The sequence below is a fragment of the Actinoplanes teichomyceticus ATCC 31121 genome (genome assembly GCF_003711105.1).
Taxonomy (GTDB): domain Bacteria; phylum Actinomycetota; class Actinomycetes; order Mycobacteriales; family Micromonosporaceae; genus Actinoplanes; species Actinoplanes teichomyceticus.
This window is the reverse complement of record NZ_CP023865.1, coordinates 8,182,963-8,198,951: the sequence shown is the minus strand read 5'-3', so window position 1 is coordinate 8,198,951 and position 15,989 is coordinate 8,182,963. Positions and strand designations below refer to the sequence as shown.

Annotated in this window: 17 protein-coding genes; 2 read left to right on the top strand and 15 right to left on the bottom strand. The window is 71.6% G+C overall.

The window, feature by feature from the left end:
• Positions 1-14: 14 nt before the first annotated feature.
• The 3 genes from ACTEI_RS36235 to ACTEI_RS36225 form a co-directional block, all read right to left on the bottom strand.
• Positions 15-401 (bottom strand): ACT domain-containing protein, encoded by a 387-nt coding sequence (locus ACTEI_RS36235; RefSeq protein ID WP_122981764.1) that lies wholly within the window; start codon positions 399-401, stop codon positions 15-17.
• Positions 402-484: 83 nt separating this feature from the next.
• Positions 485-946: a PAS domain-containing protein gene (locus ACTEI_RS36230; protein WP_122981763.1), complete on the bottom strand. Its 462-nt coding sequence runs from the start codon at positions 944-946 to the stop codon at positions 485-487.
• Positions 947-1,029: 83 nt separating this feature from the next.
• Positions 1,030-1,770: a hypothetical protein gene (locus tag ACTEI_RS36225; RefSeq protein ID WP_122981762.1), complete on the bottom strand. Its 741-nt coding sequence runs from the start codon at positions 1,768-1,770 to the stop codon at positions 1,030-1,032.
• 291 nt (positions 1,771-2,061) lie between these two features.
• Between ACTEI_RS36225 and ACTEI_RS36220 the strand changes: the two genes are divergently transcribed.
• Positions 2,062-3,282: an arginine deiminase gene (locus ACTEI_RS36220; protein WP_122981761.1), complete on the top strand. Its 1,221-nt coding sequence runs from the start codon at positions 2,062-2,064 to the stop codon at positions 3,280-3,282.
• A gap of 374 nt (positions 3,283-3,656) precedes the next feature.
• Here the strand turns inward: ACTEI_RS36220 and ACTEI_RS36215 are convergent, their stop codons facing one another.
• The 9 genes from ACTEI_RS36215 to ACTEI_RS36175 form a co-directional block, all read right to left on the bottom strand.
• Positions 3,657-4,532 carry a DUF5926 family protein gene (locus ACTEI_RS36215; protein WP_122981760.1) on the bottom strand — a complete coding sequence of 292 codons (876 nt, stop codon included), beginning with the start codon at positions 4,530-4,532 and terminating at the stop codon, positions 3,657-3,659.
• Positions 4,533-4,614: 82 nt separating this feature from the next.
• Entirely contained in the window at positions 4,615-5,814 is a 1,200-nt protein-coding gene (locus ACTEI_RS36210) for a sensor histidine kinase (RefSeq protein ID WP_122981759.1), read from the bottom strand.
• Positions 5,815-5,863: 49 nt separating this feature from the next.
• A complete protein-coding gene (locus ACTEI_RS36205; RefSeq protein WP_122981758.1) occupies positions 5,864-6,652 on the bottom strand; it encodes a glycerophosphodiester phosphodiesterase in 789 nt (262 codons plus the stop codon).
• Positions 6,649-6,984, bottom strand: a complete 336-nt coding sequence (locus tag ACTEI_RS36200; RefSeq protein ID WP_122981757.1) for a rhodanese-like domain-containing protein — start codon at positions 6,982-6,984, stop codon at positions 6,649-6,651. Before ACTEI_RS36200 ends, ACTEI_RS36205 begins: the two co-directional genes overlap by 4 nt.
• A 20-nt stretch (positions 6,985-7,004) precedes the next feature.
• Positions 7,005-8,192 carry an LCP family protein gene (locus tag ACTEI_RS36195; protein WP_122981756.1) on the bottom strand — a complete coding sequence of 396 codons (1,188 nt, stop codon included), beginning with the start codon at positions 8,190-8,192 and terminating at the stop codon, positions 7,005-7,007.
• A 139-nt stretch (positions 8,193-8,331) separates the two neighbouring features.
• The gene (locus tag ACTEI_RS36190) at positions 8,332-9,492 is read right to left on the bottom strand and encodes an LCP family protein (RefSeq protein ID WP_122981755.1); all 1,161 of its coding nucleotides are present in this window, start codon (positions 9,490-9,492) and stop codon (positions 8,332-8,334) included.
• A 155-nt stretch (positions 9,493-9,647) separates the two neighbouring features.
• Positions 9,648-11,321: a solute symporter family protein gene (locus ACTEI_RS36185; RefSeq protein ID WP_122981754.1), complete on the bottom strand. Its 1,674-nt coding sequence runs from the start codon at positions 11,319-11,321 to the stop codon at positions 9,648-9,650.
• Positions 11,321-11,674, bottom strand: a complete 354-nt coding sequence (locus tag ACTEI_RS36180) for a DUF485 domain-containing protein (RefSeq protein ID WP_122981753.1) — start codon at positions 11,672-11,674, stop codon at positions 11,321-11,323. The genes ACTEI_RS36185 and ACTEI_RS36180 overlap by 1 nt, the downstream gene beginning before the upstream one ends.
• A gap of 108 nt (positions 11,675-11,782) precedes the next feature.
• On the bottom strand, positions 11,783-12,298 hold the full coding sequence (locus tag ACTEI_RS36175) for a flavin reductase family protein (protein ID WP_122981752.1): 516 nt from the start codon (positions 12,296-12,298) through the stop codon (positions 11,783-11,785).
• 99 nt (positions 12,299-12,397) lie between these two features.
• Between ACTEI_RS36175 and ACTEI_RS36170 the strand changes: the two genes are divergently transcribed.
• Complete coding sequence (locus ACTEI_RS36170; RefSeq protein WP_122981751.1) at positions 12,398-12,676, top strand: hypothetical protein; 279 nt, start codon at positions 12,398-12,400, stop codon at positions 12,674-12,676.
• 541 nt (positions 12,677-13,217) lie between these two features.
• On the opposite strand, the gene ACTEI_RS36165 is transcribed toward ACTEI_RS36170, so the two are convergent.
• From ACTEI_RS36165 to ACTEI_RS36155, 3 genes are all read right to left on the bottom strand, one after another.
• Positions 13,218-13,904, bottom strand: coding sequence for an RlpA-like double-psi beta-barrel domain-containing protein (locus ACTEI_RS36165; protein WP_122981750.1), 687 nt, complete (start codon positions 13,902-13,904; stop codon positions 13,218-13,220).
• Positions 13,905-13,969: 65 nt separating this feature from the next.
• Positions 13,970-15,595 carry a sodium/solute symporter gene (locus ACTEI_RS36160; RefSeq protein ID WP_122981749.1) on the bottom strand — a complete coding sequence of 542 codons (1,626 nt, stop codon included), beginning with the start codon at positions 15,593-15,595 and terminating at the stop codon, positions 13,970-13,972.
• Positions 15,592-15,975, bottom strand: a complete 384-nt coding sequence (locus ACTEI_RS36155; protein ID WP_122981748.1) for a hypothetical protein — start codon at positions 15,973-15,975, stop codon at positions 15,592-15,594. Before ACTEI_RS36155 ends, ACTEI_RS36160 begins: the two co-directional genes overlap by 4 nt.
• Positions 15,976-15,989: the final 14 nt, after the last annotated feature.

The window sequence follows — 15,989 nt, the reverse complement described above, 5'->3', positions numbered from 1 at the left end:
CCGGAGCCAGGTCGTCAGCCGGTTATCCGGTGCCCGGCGGCGGTGAGCGTGTTGACCGCCTCGGTCAGCCGGACCGTCGGCACCAGCAGGTAGTCGGTGTCGTAGGTGGAGAACGTCACGATGTTGACCCGGGCGTCGGCCAGCGGCCCGACGAGGGAGGCGAGCACGCCGGTCATCGTGAGGTCGAGCCCGGCCACCCGCAGGGCGCGCCAGGCGGTGTCGGCCTCCGCGCCGTCCGGCACCCGGTCCGACGGGCAGATGATCGAGATCTCGTCGAGGCCCCAGGTGACCGAGATGACGCTCTTGTCGGCCGGACCTGCGGTCAGGGACGCGGGCAGGGTGGATCCGGCCGGCAGGCGGCACACCGCGTACTCACCTGGTAACAGGTCTAGATCGAGCATGACGGCAGACTACGTTGCGGATCGGTAACACCCAATGGTTACCGGATGCGGTGAACACCACACCGCCATAGACAAACCGGACTTCAGTAATGCACCGGGGAGAGAAAGGTCATCGAACCGGCCACCCGATCGCCCGCCAGCAGGGGTGTGGAGATCGCGTCGACGGTCAGCGGCGCCCTCCCGGCATCCGGCACGACCCGCATCAGGCCGCGCGCCAGCCGCTCGGTGCGGACCGCGAGCAGCGGCGGGATCAGCTCCGCCTCCGGCTCCTCGAGGGGGCCCGCGCCGGCCGTGAAGTCGATCAGCTGCAGCGTCGCGGTCAGCCGTTTGCCCAGCGCCTCAGCCGGCTTGCCCAGCCCGAGCAGCTCGCTGCAGGACGGTGAGATGGCCAGGATCGCGCCGCCGGCGTCGAGGATCAGGCAGGGCTCGTCGGCCACCGCCACGGTGCCCGCCCAGCGCTCGATGCCGGTGATGAACTCGGCCTCGGCCGGTGTGCGTGCCTGGGGGACGAACGCTCCCGAGAGGGAGAGCTCAACATGCGCCACCCGCTCCTCCTCGCTTCCGTCGTGCCGGCCGGTGGCACCCCGGTGAGCCCGGGGCGCCGTGGTCGGCGACGTCGCAAGGAACGTTACCGGCGGGTCGGCCGCTTGTCAGCGGCCGTCTGTCCGTTGCTGTACCAACGGTACTCACCGGCCGGCCGATAGGGCGCGTTCGCCCAGGTCGCAGGGTTGCTGGCGACGGCTGAGAGTTTGCTCGCGGTGGCCGCGGAGATGCGGGCGCCACCGGCCAGGAGGAGCCGGTCGAGCTGTTTGTCGGTGGCGACCAGGCAGTCCTTCGGCAGCCCGTGCACGCTGATCACGCCGGAGCCGACGAACGTCAGCACGGGGGTGACGGGCACGTTGAGCCCGACCGCGGCGGAGAGCGCCTTGGCGGCCCGGCGGGCATCCCGGCGCGCCTCGGCGACGTACGCCGGGCGCTTGCCGTTGATCTGGACGACGTCACCGGCGATCAGCACGCGGGAGCGGCCGTGGTCGGCCACGGTCACCGCGTAGACGCCACCGGGGCCGATGGCGAGGAAGCCGGCCCGGTCGTCGGCCGGGTCCGGCTCGTAATACGCCTCGGACAGGTCGGTCCGCGGCCAGTCCACGATGTGCCAGCTGGAGCCGAGCCGGTCGAGCCGGGTCAGGGCGCGGGCTCCGGCCGCCTCCATGCGGCGGGCCTCGCGCTCGGCGCGACGGCGCCGGGCCCACTCCACCGGGCTGAGGCGCTGTTGCTCCAGGGCGGTGGACTGTTGCGAATGACCGATCGGGGTCAGCGCTCTGTCGGTGGACGGCACGGGCAGAGCGGGGCGGGCGGGGAAGACAGTCACTGCGACCTCCGGCAAAAGGTCAATCGGGCTGGCTCTCTTTTCCAACTACCGTACGTGCTCGAACCTTCACGGAACAGGGTGACGGCAGAGAAAGAAAGGCGAATGAGTGTGGATGAATACCGCATTCACGGACAGCATCTTCTTGCGGATGGTGCATCTCGTCCCCTGCGGTCCGCGGTCTCGTCGCACTCTGACAAGTTATCGCTGTCGTCCGTTCGGTGCATGGTCGTCCCAAGATCTAGTCAGAACGTCACCGCGCGGTAGCGTTCGGTACGGGTTAACGTCGGCATCGTGTACGTCGACAGTGAAGTCAGCCGCCTGCGCACCGTCCTGCTCCACCGTCCCGGGAAGGAGCTGGCCAGACTCACCCCGCGCAACAGCGGCTCGCTGCTGTTCGACGGCATCCCCTGGGTCGGCCGGGCCCAGGAGGAGCATGACGCGTTCGCCGAGGCGCTGCGTTCGCGCGGGGTGGAGGTGCTGTACCTGGACCGGCTGCTCGCCGAGACGCTGGCGATCCCGCAGGCCCGCGACGAGCTGACCGCCGGCGTCCTCGCCGACCCCCGGCTCGGTGACGGGCTGCGTGCCGGGGTGGCCGACTACCTGGCCGACCAGGATCCGGACCGGCTCGCCGAGGTGCTGACCGCCGGCCTGGCCCACGAGGAGGTCAAGCCGGGCGGCGGCAGCCTGGTCTACGAGATGCTCGAGCGCCACGACTTCGTCATCGATCCGCTGCCCAACCTGCTCTTCACCCGGGACTCGTCGGTCTGGGTGCGCGACCGGGTGGCGGTGACCAGCCTGGCGATGCCGGCCCGGCGGCGGGAGACCACGCTGACCCACGCGGTGTACCGCTACCATCCGCGCTTCGCCGGGACCCGGTTGCTCTACGACCCGGCGCTGGAGCACGTCGAGGGTGGTGACGTGCTGGTGCTGGCGCCGCAGGTGCTCGCGATCGGTGTCGGCGAGCGCACCACTCCGGCCGGCGCCGAGCGGCTGGCCCGCCGGGTGCTCACGGCCGGCCTGGCGCACACCGTGCTGGCCGTGCCGATCGCCCAGGAGCGGGCCACCATGCACCTGGACACGGTCTGCACCATGGTGGACGCCGACCTGGTGGTGATGTATCCGAACGTCGCCGACACCCTCGAGGCCTGGACCGTCACCGGCGGTCCGGAGGGCGAGCTGGTGACCCGCCCGCCGCGCCCGTTCCTGGAGGCGGCCGCCGACGCGATGGGCATCGACCACCTGCGGGTCATCGACACCGGGCTGGATCCGGTGACCGCGGAGCGTGAGCAGTGGGACGACGGCAACAACACGCTGGCCATCGCGCCCCGGCTCTGCGTCGCCTACGAGCGCAACGTGGAGACGAACACGCAGCTGGAGCGGGCCGGCATCGAGGTCATCCGGATCCAGGGCTCCGAGCTGGGCAGCGGCCGCGGCGGCCCGAGATGCATGAGCTGCCCCGTGGCACGCGCCAAAGCCCCCACCAGCCAGGACCAACCCCGGCCGAGCCACTGACCCCGCCCGCCCCAATCCGAGGTGACCGAGCCACCCCACCCGCGCCCCGCAAACGCCGCTCGCCCCGCCCCGCCCCTCCGAAGTGACCGAGCCACCCCACCCGCGCCCCGCAAACGCCGCTCGCCCCGCCCCGCCCCTCCGAAGTGACCGAGCCGCCCCGCCCAAGCCCCGCAAACGCCACCGGCCATGACCGGGGCTCCCGAAGACGGCTGAGTCCAACCCGTCTCTCCGCACAACGCCGCCGGTGAGGAGGCAAGCGATCTCCCGCCACTCGCGGGGTGTGCGGGTGGCGGGAGATCGCCTGCCTCCTCACCGGTCACCAGGCGTTTGCACGCGGAGCGAAGCGAAGCCAGGTCAGCCCAGCCCAGCCCAGCTCAGCGCAGCGTCAGCTGCCGCCCGATCAGGCCCTGCCGGGCGCGGCGGCCGGCTGAGTCGAGCGGCTCGGTGATCGCCAGCATGTCCTGGTACCGCTTGGCGAAATCGGCCAGCGGCGCCTCCCAGTCGGCGGCCTCCGGCTCGCCCGGGATGTCCCACACCGGGACCAGCAGGCCGTGCGCCCGGAACATGCCGGCGAACTTGGTGTCGTCGCCGAGCACCAGCTCACCGGCCGCGGAGAGGCGGGCCAGGGTGTCCAGCGCGTGGTCCTCGGCATCGCCGAGCACCCAGCGGACGTGGCCCTTGTCCGGTGCGATCCGGCACCAGTAGGCGGCCTTGGCGGCGGACAGCCGCACGGTCGGGTAGATCGACGCGTTGGCCCGCTCCAGTGACGCCTTGACGCTGGCGTCCTGCAGTTGGTCGGCGTCCAGCCAGTACTCGAAGCCGTCGTGCATGGTGATCTCGAGCGGTTCGTCGACCAGCACGTCCTGCAGGCGCGGGCCCGCGCCGGGCAGCGCCGGGACGGACACCGCGTCGCCGGGGGCGGTGCGCAGCGCGGAGAGGATGGCCACCGCCAGGTCGCGGGAGACGTCACCGGACTGCACGTGCCGCTGGAGCCCGATGAAGACCTCGCCGTCCCGGCGGGACATGGCGGGCCAGGCCATCGGCAGCACGGTGGACAGGGTGACCGGGCGGTCACCGTACTCCTCGATGATCTCCGGCTTGAGGGTCAGCCTCGCCGACGCGGCCGGGACCAGCTCTCGCAGCGCGACCCATTCGGGCTCGTCGGCCAGGCCCTCGAACGGGCGGGCGACGAAGATGTCGCGCACCTTGGTCTTGGGGGCGGACTCGCGGGTCTTACGACGCTTACTCACGAGGGACCAGCCTAGGCGGTGTCCGCCGGAAAGCGGTGACGTGGGCCACCCGTGTTGATGAATCCGGGCCGGAAAAGGCGTGTCAGGCGCGCGGGAAGCGCACCTCGGCGACCGTCCCGCCGCCCTCCCGGGGGCGCAGCGACACCCAGCCGTGCTGGCGTTCCACCATCCGCCGGACCAGGTAGAGGCCCAGGCCGGCGCCGGGGTGATGGTGCCGGTCGCCGCCGTCGGCCTGCCAGTACCGCTCGAAGGCGCGCTCGACGTGCTCGGGCGCGATGCCGGCGCCCCGGTCGGAGACCCGGAAGCGCAACGTGTCGTCGTCGGTCCCGGCGCACAGTTCGACCGGGCTGTCCGGCGGGGAGTATTTCTCCGCGTTCGTGGTGAGTTCGGTGAGGATGGTGGCGATCGAGTCCCGGTTGCCGTACGCCTTCGGCAGGCCCTCCGGCAGGTGCGCGAGCCGCACCCGGCGCCGCAGGTCGGCCGGAAGTTCCTGGACCGCCTCGCGGAGCGCCTCGACCAGGTCGAACGGGCCGGCCGGGGAGCCGCCGGCGCCCCGGTCGTCGCTCGCCGCGGAGAGCAGCCGGTCGAGCAGCCGGGCCAGCTCGCCGGCCCGGTTGCCGATCACCCGGACCGCCTCCCGGCGGCCCGGCTCGCCGAGCGTCTGCCAGTGGTTGGTCAGGGTGTCCGCGTACCCCTTGATCACCGTGACCGGGGTGCGCAGCTCGTGGCTGGTGACCGCCACCCACAGGTCGCGGTCGGCCTGCGCGCCGGCCTGGTCCGGCGCGGCCGCCGGATGCACCGGCAGGCCGCGGCCGAGGCCGTAGAGACGCCCGATCTCGCCGGCCAGCAGTTCCAGTACGGCGTGATGCTCCGGCCCGGGCTCCCCGGCGTCCTCGCCGAAGTAGACGTGCAGCGACCCGGCGGACGTGTCGCCGGTCTCGCAGCGGGCGCCGAGCATGTGCCGCAGGTCGCCACCCTCGATCTGCCGGGCGAAGGCGTCGTTCACCGAGTCCAGCGGGACCAGCAGGGCGCGCCGGCCGGGCAGCCGGTCGGCCTGCTCCACGCGGCGGCCGACGGCCGGCTCGCACACCCCGGTGGCCGCGATGATCCGGCCGTGGCCGTCCGCGTACTCCGCGAAGCCCGCCCCGCGTGCGCCGAGCACGTCCTGGGCGAGCCGGACCAGGTGCTGGAGCACGGGCAGGCCGGTCTCCCCGGCGTTGACGCGGTCGAGAACCGCGATCTGACCCCGGGTCAGCGCTGGGTAGTCGGGACGGTCCGGCATGTCTGCGAGTCTGCCTCGCCACGAAGCCTTTGGGCAGCTGTGTGCACGGTCACATCTGGGCCAGGCGGTCCAGCACGAACCGGGGCCGGTCGCTGATCACGCCGTCCACCCGGTGGCGCAGCGCCAGCTCCAGGTCGTCCGGCTCGTTGACGGTCCAGACGTACGTCTGGTGGCCGGCGGCGCGCATCGCCGGCAGCAGGCCGGGCCGGCTGCGCAGCAGGTCGATGCCCGGGCCGGCGATCCGCGCGCCGAACGGCAGGCGGCCCTTGCCGACCCCGGGCGGCAGCAGCTCCAGCAGGTAGACGGTGGGCACCCCGGGCGCCTGCGCGCGGATGCGACGCAGCGCCAGCGCCGCGAAGGACATCACCGTCACCTGTACCGGATCGTCCGGCTTCGGCTCGGCCAGCCCGAACCGGCGCAGCATCCCGACCAGCCGGCGCTCCACCTCGGCGCCGTACCGGGAGGGGTGCTTGGTCTCGATCAGCAGGCGGACCGGTCGGCCGGAGTCGCGCACCGCCTCCAGCAGCCGTTCCAGGGTGAGCAGGCGGCTGAGGTCGGGCAGCTCCTCGTCGGCCGGGTAGCCGGGGTGCCAGGAGCCGTAGTTGTACTCGTCGAGCTGGGCGAGGGTGCGCCGGCTGACCAGCCCCCGGCCGTTGCTGGTGCGGTCGAGCCGCCGGTCGTGCACGCAGACCAGGTGCCCGTCCCGGGTCAGCCGGACGTCGCACTCCAGCCCGTCGACGCCGTCCTCCAGGGCACGCAGGTATGCCCCGAGGGTGTGCTCGGGCAGCGCGTCCGCGCCTCCACGGTGCGCGAAGACGAGCGGACGGTACGCGCTCACAGCACCCTGGCCGGCTGCCCGTCCTCGCTGACCATGTCCCGGCCGTACGCCGCCCAGGACTGCATCCCGCCGTCGAGATTGCGCACGTTGTCCCAGCCCTGGTTCATCAGATAGGCGACCACCTGGCCGGACCGCCCGCCGGCCCGGCAGATCACCACGACCTCGCCGTCCGACGGCACCTCGGCCATCCGGGCGGGCACCTCCATCATGGGCAGGTGGTGGGCGCCCGGCGCGTGGCCGGCGGTCCACTCGTCCGGCTCGCGGACGTCGAGGAGGTAGGCGTCGGAGCCGACCTGATCGGGGGTGACGCTGGGTACCTGAGGTCCGAACACGGTCCCAGCCTACGGCGCGGTCACTTCTCGTTCGCGACGACGTCCGGGTTCGCGAGGAGGAACTCGTCGAGCCGGTCCTGCTGCACCGCCCGGTACATCGCCCGGCTCTTCTCGGTGATCGTCTCCCGGCCGCTGGCGTTGCCGGCGAAGGTGCCGTCGTTGGTGCGCAGCAGCACCATGTCGTTGGCCGCGACACCCTTGAGGCCGAGCACGAAGTCCGGGATCGAGACGTCACCGGTGTCGAGCACCAGCGACTTGCCGGCCGCCTTGATCAGACCGCTGATCCTCAGCGGGTTGCTCAGGACGCCACCGGACGCGGCCTTCTTCGCCATCGCCTTGATCAGCTGCTGCTGGTGCCGCTGCCGGTCGTAGTCACCGTTCTTCAGGCCGTACCGCTGGCGGGCGTAGTCGAGCGCCTCCCAGCCGGCCATGTCCCGGCAGCCGACCCGGTGCACGACCGGCTTGGTGGCCTTGCCGGTCCTGCGGGCGTCGGCCAGGTACATCGCCGTGCCGTCGACCCGGACCATGTGGCGCGAGGTGACCTGCTGGTCGACGCACATCCGCACGCCGCCGAGCCGGTCGATGACGTTCTTGAAGCCGCCGAAGTTGATGATCGCGGCGCCGTCGAAGCTGATCCCGGTCAGGTCCTTCAGCGTCTTGGCGAGCAGCTGGGCCCCGCCGGTCCAGCCGCCGCCGTTCTGCGCGCCCCAGTAGAACGCCTCGGTCGCCTTGGCCGTGCCACCCGGATAGCCGCTCGGCTCGAACGCCGGCACCCGCACCTCGGTGTCGCGGGGGATGGAGATCAGGTACGCCCGGTCGTGGCCGGCCGGGATGTGCAGGATGATGATGGTGTCCGAGTGCAGCTCGCCGTCCGCCCAGCGGGCCCGGGCGTCCAGGCCCATCAGCAGCATGTCGATCGGTCCGCGCAGGGTACCGGTGTCCGCGCCCTCGGCGACCGTCTTCGCCGCGTCGCCGGTCAGGTCCCCCTTGGCGATCGTCCCGGTGGTCTGGCTGATCAGCACCCGGCCGGCGGCGATGCCACCGCCGCTGGTGAGCACGAGCAGGACGCCGAGGCCGGCGGTGAGTTTGGCCCACAGCGGCGACCGGGGCCGCCTGCGCTTGCTCGCGGCCGGGGCCGCGGGTGCGTCCGGGGCGCTCGACGCGCCGCGATCCTGGGTGGGGACCGGTGGCGGCATCGTGACCGTCATGCAGCGCTCCAAGCGGGTCGGGTGCGGGGCTGCATCACTGTACGGACGGTTTCCAACCGCCTGAAGGTCACTCGGGTTTCATGTCGAAGTCATGCGGGGAGCAGTCCGCCGGCGGCACGGCTCCCCGCACGGACCGGGGTCAGGTGTTCTTCTTCACCGGGTTGGCGGCCATCCACTCGTCCATCCGGTCCGCGGCCATCGCCTGGTACAGCGCGAGCGCCTTCTCCCGGTCGGAGACCACCACGGACTGCCCGGAGATCGTCTCGCTGCCCTTGTTCGGACTGGTGAGGAACGTCAGATTGTCGCCGCGCAGGCTGCGGAACTGCAGCACCATGTCCTTGAGCGAGAAGTCCTGGTCGACGGTGACCGCGGCGGCGACCGCGGTGAGGAAGTCGTCGAGCTTGCCCGGGCTGGTCAGGGTGCCGGTGCTGGCCGCCTTGTCCATCAGCGCCTTGAGGAACTCCTGCTGGTGCTGCATGCGGGCGAAGTCGCCGCGGGCGAACTGCTTGCGCTGACGCACCCAGTCCAGCGCCTGGGCGCCGTTCATGTGCATCATGCCCTTCTTGAACACCCGGTGCGGCTTGTGGATCGACGTGATGGTCTGGTCGACCCTGAGGTCGACGCCGCCGAGCGCGTCGGTGACCTCCTTGAAGCCGCCGAAGTCGATCGCCATCACGTGGTCCAGCCGCACCCCGGTCAGGCACTCCACGGTGCGGACCGCGCGGGGCAGGCCACCGAACGCGAAGGAGGCGTTGATCTTGGCTCGGGAGCCCGAGGAGCACGGCGCGTTGTTGCCGCTCGGGACGACCACCCACAGGTCCCGGGGGATCGAGACGAGCTGTGCGCTCTTGTGGTCGGCCGGCACGTGCATGATCATCAGCGTGTCCGCCCGCCAGGCGTTGGCCTGGTCCTCCTTGGCGTCCGGGTCCCGGGAGTCGCTGCCGACCAGCAGGATGTTGAACGCCCCGTCGACCGTCTTGGCCGGCCGGCCCGAGCTGATCCCGGCGAAGGCGTCGGTGCGCTTGAGGTCGTTGTCGATCCCGTTCACGTAGTTGACCGCGTAGATGCCGCCGATCAGGGCCAGCAGCAGCACCACGCCGCCGGCGACCAGGGCGATCCGGCCCCAGCGCGGGCGCGGCCGGCCGCCCCGGTAGGAACGTCCCCGATCACCCGGCCCGCCCGGCCTGCCGGGGCCGCCCGGAGCCACCGGGCGTCCGGTGGGGCGGGCGCCGGCCGGCCCGTACGGCGGGACGGAGGCCCGTCCGGAGGGGTTGCCGCTGGGAGAGGTGGTCGCAGACATGGAAACCAGGTTATGTCGGATCCGCCAGTGACCCCGGTCGCTCGACGTGGTTCGGCACGAACGTGGGAGTTCCTCCGAACCGGCCCTGACCAGGCACGATGATCCGGACCCGGGCCGGCGCGGCGACGACGCCGGCCCGGGCGGTGCGGTAAGGATCAGTGCGCGCCGTGTCCGGTCAGCGACCGGACCTCCAGCTCGGCGTATTTCTCGGTGTCTTTCTCCGCGCTGAGCACGGTGCCCAGCCAGCCGAAGAAGAAACCCAGCGGGATCGAGATGATGCCCGGGTTGGACAGCGGGAACCAGTGCCAGTCCTGGTCCGGGAACATCGCGGTGGGCGAGCCGGAGACCACCGGCGAGAAGAACACCAGGACGACCGCGGCGAGCAGACCGCCGTAGATCGACCAGACCGCGCCGGAGGTGTTGAACCGGCGCCAGAACAGGCTGTACAGGATCGCCGGCAGGTTCGCCGACGCGGCCACCGCGAACGCCAGGGCGACCAGGAAGGCCACGTTCAGGTTCTGCGCGAAGATCGACAGGGCGATCGAGATCGCGCCGATCACCAGGGCGGCGATCCGGGCGACGTTGACCTCGTTGCGCTCGGACGCGGTACCCCGCTTGATCACGTTGGCGTAGAAGTCGTGCGCGGTGCTCGACGACGAGGCCAGGGTCAGGCCGGCCACCACGGCCAGGATGGTGGCGAACGCGACCGCCGCGATGATCGCCAGCAGCACCGCGCCGCCGGTCTCCCCGCCCAGGTAGTCGATGCCGAGCTTCTGTGCCAGCTGCGGCGCGGCGGTGTTGCCGGCCTTGTCCTGGGCGGTGATCGCCTTGCCGCCCACCAGGGCCGCCGCGCCGAAGCCGAGGGCCAGGGTGAACAGGTAGAAGACGCCGATGATGCCGATCGCCCAGAGCACGCTCTTGCGGGCCACCCGGGCCGTCGGCACGGTGTAGAACCGGGTCAGGATGTGCGGCAGGCCGGCCGTGCCGAGCACCAGCGCGAGACCGAGCGACAGCAGGTCCATCTTGCTGTAGAAGGTGCCCAGCGCATCGCCCGCCTTCTCCACGCCGTAGCGCAGGCCCGGCCCGAGGAAGGCGTCACCCTTGCCGGACTGCGCGGCGGCGTCGCCGAGCAGGGCGGAGAGGTTGAACCGGTAGTGCGCCAGCACCATCACGGTCATCACCAGGGCGCCGGTCATCAGCATGAACGCCTTGACGATCTGCACGTACGTGGTGCCCTTCATGCCGCCGACCACGACGTACACGATCATCAGGGCGCCGACCAGGATGATCGTGAAGACCTTGGCGGTGCTCGCGTCCATGCCCAGGAAGGTCTGGTCGGCGGTGATGCCGAGCAGCAGGGAGACCAGCGCGCCGGCGCCGACCATCTGGGCGATCAGGTAGAAGACCGACACCACGACGGTGGAGACCGAGGCGGCGGTGCGCACCGGTCGCTGGCGCATCCGGAAGGCCAGCACGTCGGCCATCGTGTACCGGCCGGAGTTGCGCAGGAACTCGGCGACCAGCAGCAGCGCCACCAGCCAGGCGACCAGGAAGCCGATCGAGTAGAGGAAGCCGTCGTAACCGTAGAGCGCGATCAGGCCGGCGATGCCGAGGAACGAGGCGGCCGACATGTAGTCGCCGCCGATCGCCATGCCGTTCTGGAAACCGGTGAACTGCCGGCCCCCGGCGTAGAAGTCGGTGGCGGTCTTGGTCTGCCGGCTCGCCCAGATGGTGATGCCCAGCGTGATGGCCACGAAGATCAGGAACAGCGTGATGGTCAACGTCCGCGAGGTGCTGGACGAGGCCTCGGCCGCGAGCAGGATCGGCATCAGCGCACACCCCCCTCACCGGTGCTGTCCGCCGTCGACCGGCCGCCCTCGACCTGGTGGTAGATGTCGTCCGCGAGCGGATCGACCCGCCGCGCGGCGAAGCGCGAGTAGTACCAGGCGATCAGGAACGTCGACACGAACTGCAGCAGGCCCAGCAGCAGGGCGACGTTGATGTTGCCGGCCAGCTTGATGGCCATGAAGTCCCGCGCGTACGCGGAGAGCAGCACGTACAGCGCATACCAGAGGATGAACGCGATCGTCGTCGGGAAGATGAACGTGCGAAGGGTCTGGCGCAGCCGAGCGAATTCCTCGGAGTTCTGCACCTCGATATATCTCTCGGGCGAGGCCGGCACGGGGTCACCACCTTCGTCTGGAGGTTGACTTTCCGGCACCGTACGAAGGAAAGTGGCCGCGCCCCGGCAGCCGGTCGGCGTCTGCGCCCAGTGGTGGTCTGACTGCGCTCAGCGGTCGGGCCGCGCCAGTTCGGCGTACCGCCCGCGGTAGTGCGCCAGCGGCGGGGTGGCCGCGCCGACCTGGACCGATTCGATGCTCGCCTCGACGAGCAGCGACCACCCGCACGGCCGGGAGCCGTCCAGCCGGCAGGCGGCCCACGCCCCGGCGTGCGCGGGCACCGGCCCGTACTCGGTCCGGTGCCAGTCCCCGGCGGCGAACAGCCCGCCCGGCGCCGGCATCAGGCCGGCGAAGCGGTCGGCGAGCTGCCGGTCGGCCGGGGTGAGCGGGGTGACCGCGAACCGGCCGGCCCGCGACGCCGCGTCCCAGAACTCGCTCTCCTCGTCGATCAGGCCGAGCATCCGGCCCGGCTCGCCGTCGGCGACCAGGGTGGAGGAGACGGTCAGCCCGGCCGGGCCGGGGGCGGTCCAGAGCGTGACCGGCGCGGCCAGCCGGCCACGGAACCGGCGTACCGGGGATTTCTCCTCGTCCGGCACGGCGAACGGGTCGGTGGAGTGGATGGTCATCCGATCATTCTCCCGATTCCAGATCCTGCACGCCGCTACCGCAATTAATTGATCAACGGCTATTTTCCTCTGGGGACCTCCGGCGGAAGGGGACGGCGCATGCCCCAGGTGGTGTTACGGCCGGGCGACGTCGTTCACGTCGGGGCCGACGCGAGTGTGCAGTTCTCCGGCGACCGGGCCCTGACCTTACGGATCATCCGGATCGACCCCAGGGTGACCTACGACGGCTGGATCTGGCTGGACGGCTATGTGGTCGGCCCGGCCGGTAACGCGTTGCAGCGGCGGCGCATCTTCGTCCGGCGGGAGGGGTTGCGGCGGCTCCGGGGCAATCGGGGACCGGCGCCCCGGGGCGGATCTCGGACCGCCGGCCGGTCCTGACGGTTTCGTCACCGGGACCGGTCGCTCCCGGCTGACCGCGGGGCCCGGGCCGCCCGCTGCCCGGCGAGCATCGGTGCGGATCATGCCGAATTGTGGGGTCTCGAAATTGGACGATCCGCGGAGTTTCGCGACATTACGCGAATCGTCTGTGCCGAATTTTCGTGGATCAGCGGATACGTGCTGGAATCGTCCGGGCGGACCGTGGACCGGCCGGTCGATGTCGCCGCCCGGGCGGACGCGGCTACGTGCCGGTCCGGCCACGTGCACCGGCCTCTGCGAGGGAGGGCCGGACCGCAATTAGTTCAGTTGATTGACATTCCGGGCCGGTTGTCACGCTTGTCACAGGCGTCCGGTTCGGCTTGCCCGGCCGCTCGCGAACGGCGCAAGATCTGCCGCGATCGGGAAGGCGCCGGCGCTGCGAAAAAGGGGGGTGCACCGCCGGATCTTTGCTGCGTCACAGAAATACGGCGCGCATTTCCGCGCCCGATCGGGCCCGGGTGTTCCGCGGCGAAACGGGGGAAACGCGGAACACCCGGCCCGGTCAGCCCACGCGTTCGATCACCGCCTTCCGGATCAGGAATTTGCCCGGCTCGCGAACCTGCTCGAAGGCCGCGTTGTTGAGCAGCACGCAACTGCCCGACGTGGTCTGCACGGTCACCGTGATGCTCTTGTTGTTGTCCAGGTTCGTCACCCTGAGGCGGGTGCCGACCGGGAAGGTGCCGCTGGAGGCGAACGGCGCGCCGGCCTCGCCGGAGAGGGTCACGGTCGAGCCCTTGCAGACCACCTCGCCGGCGCCGGTCCCGGCCGTGCCCCCGGCCGGCGCGCCGGTGGGCTGCCGCGTCGGGGCGGTGGTCGGCTTCCCGGTGGGCGCGGTGCCGCCCGGTTCCGCCGTCGGAGCGGTGGTCGCCGGAGCGGCCGGGGCGGCGATGTCGCCACCGCAGCCGGCCTGCCGGCGTTGCACGTTGATCAGATCGACCACGGCCTGGCGGTTCCGCAGGATCGCGTCGGTCTGCGCGGTACGGTGCGCGCGCTGCTCGGCCATGAACGCCTGGTTCTCCCGCAGCGACCGGTCCAGGCCGTCACAGGTGGTGGAGGCGTTGCTCATCCCGGTGCCGACGGCCAGCGCGCCGCCGGCCAGGGCGGCTGCCGCCAGCGCGATGACGACCTTGCGGTTGCGCCCGGTCAGTCCGCTGCCCGGCCGCCTGTATGCACTTCTGCGTGGTCTCATGCCGGTAACTACGCGCGCCGGACGGCCGGCGGCCGAGGGACGTACCTTAAAGATCCTTAAATGTGTCAGCTCCGCAGCGACTCGGGCGCGTGCAGGCGCAACATCGTCGCCCCCACGTCCGGGGGCACCCGGCGGGCGGTCAGCAGCGAGACCACGACCATCACCAGGAACGCCAGCGGCACGGTCCAGGCCGCCGGCTGCCCGATGAACTCGGCGAGCCCGCTGGGCAGCTCCGCGCCGAGCACGGTGACCAGCACCGCCACCACCGCCGCCCCGCCACCGACCAGGATGCCCGCGGTCGCCCCGGCGGCGGTCAGCCCCCGCCACCAGATGCCCAGCACCAGCAGCGGACAGAAGCTCGACGCGGCCACCGCGAACGCCAGGCCCACCACACGTGAGACGTCCAACCCGGACACGAACACCGCCATGGTCATCGGTACGACCGCGGCCAGCAGCGTGGCCAGCCGGAAGTCGCGCACCGAGCCGGACCGCCCGGGCCGCAGCACGTCCGTGAAGATCACCCCGGCGACGCTGGTCAGCAGCCCCGAGGAGGTCGACAGGAACGCCGCCAGGGCGCCCGCGGTGACCAGCGCGCCGAGCAGCCGTCCCAGATGGCCGCCGCCCAGCGCCGCTTCCGGCAGCAGCAGCACCACCGCGTCGGTGCGCCCGGTCATCAGCAGCTGCGGGGTGTAGATCCGGCCCAGCACGCCGTAGAGGGTGGGCAGCAGGTAGAACAGCCCGACCATGGCCAGCACGACCAGCGTGGTGCGCCGGGCCGAGGCGCCGTCCGGGTTCGTGTAGAACCGCACCAGCACGTGCGGCAACCCCATCGTGCCCAGGAACGTCGCCAGGATCAGCGAGTACGTGCCGAACAGCCCGCCCTCGCCACCGGGCAGCAGCCAGTCGGCACCGAACCGGGCATCCACCGTGCTCACCCGCGGCACCGGGTCGCCGGCCGCGAAGTGCAGCGTCTGCCCCGCGGTGACCGGGCCGACCCCGCCCAGCACCGCGTCCCGTTCGATCGTCACGCTGGTCGCGGCCGGGAAGACCGCGCCGGCCGGTGGCGTCACCGCCGGCCGCCCGTCGCTCTGCCAGTGCAGGATCAGGAAGATGATCGGCACGGCCAGCGCGGTCAGCTTCAACCAGTACTGGAAGGCCTGCACGAAGGTGATCGCGCGCATCCCGCCGAACGCCACGTTCCCGGTGACCACCACGCCGATCAGCAACGCGCCCCAGGCGTACGAGCCGCCGGTGACGGTGGCGAAGGTCAGGCCCGCGCCCTGCAGCTGGGGAAGCAGGTAGAGGCAGCCGATGAACAGCACGAACGCGGTGGCCAGCCGGCGCAACCGGGTGGAGCCCAGCCGGACCTCGCAGAAGTCCGGCAGCGTGAAGGCTCCGGAGCGGCGCAGCGGAGCCGCCACGAACAGCAGCAGCGCCAGATAGCCGGCGGCGAACCCGACCGGGTACCAGAGCACCTCGACGCCGTAGCGCAGGACCAGGCCGGCCACGCCGAGGAAGGAGGCGGCGGAGAGGTACTCGCCACTGATCGCGGCGGCGTTCCAGGACGGGCTGACCGAGCGGGAGGCGACCAGGAAGTCCGATGTGGTGCGGGCGAAGCGCAGGCCGTACGCGCCGATCGACACGGTCACCAGGACGACCACGACCAGGCCCGGAATCAGGTAGGGATTCACCGTTCCGGCCGCCGGATCAGCGCGGTGAAATCCTGCTCGTTGCGTTCCGCCCAGCGTACGTACGCCACGCCGACCAGCACCAGGAACGGGAAGGACAGCAGGCCCAGCAGCAGCCACGGCAGGTGCATCCCGAAGACCTCCAGCCGGCCCAGCGCGGGCGCCGCCACGAACAGCAGCGGCAGCGCGCCCAGCCCGGTCACCACCACCAGTGACAGCCGCAGCGCCAGGGCCAGCTGGGCGCGGACCAGACCGCGTACCAGGGCCTCGCCGACCGGGGTCTGCTCGGCGAGATCGGTGCGCGCCGGGTCGGCGGCCCGGCGGCGAGCCGCGGCGTCGCCCAGCACCACCCGGATGCGCGGGGGCGGCGGTTCGTCGGACATGTCCGGCAGTCTCG